This window comes from Candidatus Sodalis sp. SoCistrobi (assembly GCF_900143145.1).
Lineage (GTDB): Bacteria > Pseudomonadota > Gammaproteobacteria > Enterobacterales > Enterobacteriaceae > SoCistrobi.
Genome location: NZ_FRDB01000238.1, coordinates 1 through 4,230, shown reverse-complemented (window position 1 = coordinate 4,230; position 4,230 = coordinate 1). Strand labels below are relative to the sequence as shown.

General features: G+C 52.6%; 4 protein-coding genes. 3 read left to right on the top strand and 1 reads right to left on the bottom strand.

The annotated features are described in order from the left end of the window. The 3 genes from CINSTRO3249_RS13475 to CINSTRO3249_RS13465 all read left to right on the top strand — a co-directional run. Window positions 1–1,360: flagellar biosynthesis protein FlhF (locus CINSTRO3249_RS13475; RefSeq protein WP_254304262.1), on the top strand; the 1,360-nt coding region annotated here is incomplete at its 5' end. Between the two features lie 187 nt (window positions 1,361–1,547). Further along, complete coding sequence (gene tsaB / locus CINSTRO3249_RS13470) at window positions 1,548–2,249, top strand: tRNA (adenosine(37)-N6)-threonylcarbamoyltransferase complex dimerization subunit type 1 TsaB (protein ID WP_074013642.1); 702 nt, start codon at window positions 1,548–1,550, stop codon at window positions 2,247–2,249. 62 nt (window positions 2,250–2,311) lie between these two features. Beyond that, the gene (locus CINSTRO3249_RS13465; protein ID WP_084790235.1) at window positions 2,312–2,887 is read left to right on the top strand and encodes a Slp family lipoprotein; all 576 of its coding nucleotides are present in this window, start codon (window positions 2,312–2,314) and stop codon (window positions 2,885–2,887) included. Here CINSTRO3249_RS13465 and CINSTRO3249_RS13460 read toward each other — a convergent pair. Next, on the bottom strand, window positions 2,871–4,230 hold a 1,360-nt coding region (locus tag CINSTRO3249_RS13460; protein WP_254304262.1), incomplete at its 5' end, for a flagellar biosynthesis protein FlhF. The two genes, CINSTRO3249_RS13465 and CINSTRO3249_RS13460, sit on opposite strands and share 17 nt — an antisense overlap.

The window sequence follows — 4,230 nt, the reverse complement described above, 5'->3', positions numbered from 1 at the left end:
CATAGGTATCTACACATTTATCGTGATACCTGTTATTACTTTGCAGAATGATTTCAACCTATCTGTTGGCGGGATTGACTCTCGCCTTACCCGCCGATATCAGACGCTGGTTAAACAGCATATGACGCCCGCGGCTCTTCTTGCTTCTGCGGTTAAAGACCTCGCAAGTGCTCAAAAATCAACTTTCGCAACTACCCAAGCTGTCTGGCGTTTTCTGAATAATAAGCGAATTAGCTTCAGTCAACTCAATGAGCCAATTATTTCGCTAGCACTTGAGCAAATTTCGCTTAGCCCGCATCCATACGCTCTCGTTGTTCATGATTGGTCACGTTTACAATTTCTTTACCATCATGCCAAATACGGACGCTTAAAAATGACGCACGGTGGCGATGTTGGATATGAACTTCAAAGCAGCTTGCTGGTTGATGCTGGCACGGGTTTGCCAATAGCGCCTCTATCTCAGACACTTACCGATGCAACCGGTTGTCATTCAACGTTGGCGGAAGGACTGTCCGAACGGCAGACACATATGGACGCCTTGACGACCGATATTGCCCGTGTGGAATCGCTTAATATAGGTAAAAAGCTGATTCATATAATTGATAGAGAGGGTGACTCTATTGGACATATGCGGACGTTGAGTACTCAAGGAATATGCTGGCTTATCCGAGGAAAAGAAGGACATGGTGCAGAGTGGCAAGGTAATTCATTGAAAATTGGTGAGATTGCTGCTCTTCTGCCATACAACGGATGCGGACAGGTAGACTGGAAAGGGAAAAAAGCTGATATGGAAATCAGTGAAACCTCGATAGTCATAACCCGAGCTGCGCAGCAGAAGCGTAAAGATAAAGAAACCGGCCGCCGCATAAAAATCCAACCTGGAGAGCCTCTGACGGTCAGATTGGTTGTTGTTCGGCTTACGGATGATCTCGGTAATGTGGTGGGACGCTGGACGCTGCTTACAAACGTTTGCAGCGAGATCACCTGCGAGGAAGTAGCTCGTTGGTATTACTGGCGCTGGAATATTGAATCATTTTTTAAGTTGCTGAAAGGTGCCGGACATGACGTAGAAACATGGCTTCAGCGCAGCGCGCCAGCCGTACTACGCAGGTTGTTAATAGCCAGTATGGCTGCTGTTCTGGTATGGCGGCTGCAACGCGCTGAAGGAGAAGAAAATGCGGCAGCCCGCCAGCTGATATGTCGCTTGTCAGGACGACAGCAAAAGCGAGGCCGCAGAGAGAGCGCTCCTGCTCTGCTCGCTGGCCTATCCATCTTGTTGAATACACTAAAATTATTATCGGAATATAGTCTGGAAGAACTTACTCATTTAGCGAGAGTTGCTCTTAAGCCTCCTCCCTGATGTGTAGATACCTATGCCCATACGGCAAGGTTTTTCTGCAAAGCCTGCCGCCCGCGCGCCGCACCCGCACCCTGGAGCGCACTATCGCCTTTCTGACCGACGTCTGAGCGCCGTATCCCCTTGTCGCAGCGGGTGTGTTATCATAAACGCCCGTTAAAGTTCTTATTGTTCCCGCCTGAGGTTTGGCATGTCTACCCGCATTTTAGCCCTTGATACCGCGACCGAAGCCTGCTCCGCCGCGCTGATGCTCGACGATGATGTGCTGCTGGAACGTTTTACCCTTGCCCCTCGCGAGCATACGCAGCGCATTCTGCCCATGGTGGACAGCCTGCTGGCGGAGGCCGGTATCACGCTTAAAAGCCTGGATGCGCTGGCGTTCGGCCGCGGTCCCGGCAGTTTTACCGGCGTGCGCATCGGTATCGGCATCGCGCAAGGGCTAGCGTTGGGGGCCAATCTGCCGCTTATCGGCGTGTCCACGCTGGCGGCGCTGGCGGAAGGCGCCTGGCGCCAGACCGGTGTTTGTCAGGTAGTGACCGCCATCGATGCGCGCATGGGTGAAGTGTATTGGGCCCCCTATCAACGCCAAGCGGGCGTTTGGCTGGGTGAGGAGCGCGAAGCGGTGGCGGCGCCCGAGGCGGTGGCGGCGCTGGGCGCGAGCCTGTCGGGCTGCTGGGCCACCGCCGGCACCGGCTGGCAGACCTATCCGACGCTGCTTCATCATGAAGGGTTGACGCTCCTTGCGGGGCAAACGTTGCTGCCGAGCGCGCGGGATATGCTGCCGCTGGCGCTGCATCATTATCGCCACGGTGGCGCTCAACCGGTGGCGCTTGCCGAACCCACCTATCTACGCAACGAAGTGGCATGGAAAAAATTACCCGGTCGGGGCTGAGCGCTAAACTAATCCGGCCACTGCGGGTCAAAGTAGTAAGTTTATTAACGAGATCAAGCACTATGTTCAGCCCAAAAGCGTTACCTGTATCGATTCGCCGGCTGGTGCCGGTTGGCTTCCTGGCGGAGATTTTAACGCTTGCCGGGTGCGTGACGGTGCCGGAGGCGATCCGCGGCACCTCCCCGACGCCGCAGGATGATTTGGTGCGGGTGATGAATGCTCCGCAGCTGTATATCGGTCAGGAAGGGCGCTTCGGCGGTAAAGTGGTCAAAGTCACCAACGAAACCGGGCGCACCCGGCTGGAAATCGCCACTGTTCCGCTGGATGATGGCGCCGTGCCGCTGATGCACCGGCCGTCAGTCGGTCGCATCATTGCCCAAATCAACGGTTTTGTCGAACCCTCCGACCTGAAAGGCCAATGGATTACCGTTGTCGGCCCGATCACCGGCACCGAAAAAGGGCATATCGACAAAGCGGAGTACACCTACATGGTCATGCAGGTGAATGGCTATAAACGCTGGCGTGTGGTGCGTCAGGTTGATGCGCCCATGGGGCCCCCTTTCGGGCCGTGGGGCTGGGATTATCGCTATGGCTCCCCGTGGGGGCATAGGTATCTACACATCAGGGAGGAGGCTTAAGAGCAACTCTCGCTAAATGAGTAAGTTCTTCCAGACTATATTCCGATAATAATTTTAGTGTATTCAACAAGATGGATAGGCCAGCGAGCAGAGCAGGAGCGCTCTCTCTGCGGCCTCGCTTTTGCTGTCGTCCTGACAAGCGACATATCAGCTGGCGGGCTGCCGCATTTTCTTCTCCTTCAGCGCGTTGCAGCCGCCATACCAGAACAGCAGCCATACTGGCTATTAACAACCTGCGTAGTACGGCTGGCGCGCTGCGCTGAAGCCATGTTTCTACGTCATGTCCGGCACCTTTCAGCAACTTAAAAAATGATTCAATATTCCAGCGCCAGTAATACCAACGAGCTACTTCCTCGCAGGTGATCTCGCTGCAAACGTTTGTAAGCAGCGTCCAGCGTCCCACCACATTACCGAGATCATCCGTAAGCCGAACAACAACCAATCTGACCGTCAGAGGCTCTCCAGGTTGGATTTTTATGCGGCGGCCGGTTTCTTTATCTTTACGCTTCTGCTGCGCAGCTCGGGTTATGACTATCGAGGTTTCACTGATTTCCATATCAGCTTTTTTCCCTTTCCAGTCTACCTGTCCGCATCCGTTGTATGGCAGAAGAGCAGCAATCTCACCAATTTTCAATGAATTACCTTGCCACTCTGCACCATGTCCTTCTTTTCCTCGGATAAGCCAGCATATTCCTTGAGTACTCAACGTCCGCATATGTCCAATAGAGTCACCCTCTCTATCAATTATATGAATCAGCTTTTTACCTATATTAAGCGATTCCACACGGGCAATATCGGTCGTCAAGGCGTCCATATGTGTCTGCCGTTCGGACAGTCCTTCCGCCAACGTTGAATGACAACCGGTTGCATCGGTAAGTGTCTGAGATAGAGGCGCTATTGGCAAACCCGTGCCAGCATCAACCAGCAAGCTGCTTTGAAGTTCATATCCAACATCGCCACCGTGCGTCATTTTTAAGCGTCCGTATTTGGCATGATGGTAAAGAAATTGTAAACGTGACCAATCATGAACAACGAGAGCGTATGGATGCGGGCTAAGCGAAATTTGCTCAAGTGCTAGCGAAATAATTGGCTCATTGAGTTGACTGAAGCTAATTCGCTTATTATTCAGAAAACGCCAGACAGCTTGGGTAGTTGCGAAAGTTGATTTTTGAGCACTTGCGAGGTCTTTAACCGCAGAAGCAAGAAGAGCCGCGGGCGTCATATGCTGTTTAACCAGCGTCTGATATCGGCGGGTAAGGCGAGAGTCAATCCCGCCAACAGATAGGTTGAAATCATTCTGCAAAGTAATAACAGGTATCACGATAAATGTGTAGATACCTATG

Bases quoted from the DNA above. Each gene is read 5' to 3' on its own strand.
- tsaB (WP_074013642.1), top strand. From the start codon at position 1,548: ATGTCTACCCGCATTTTAGCCCTTGATACCGCGACCGAAGCCTGCTCC.
- CINSTRO3249_RS13465 (WP_084790235.1), top strand. From the start codon at position 2,312: ATGTTCAGCCCAAAAGCGTTACCTGTATCGATTCGCCGGCTGGTGCCG.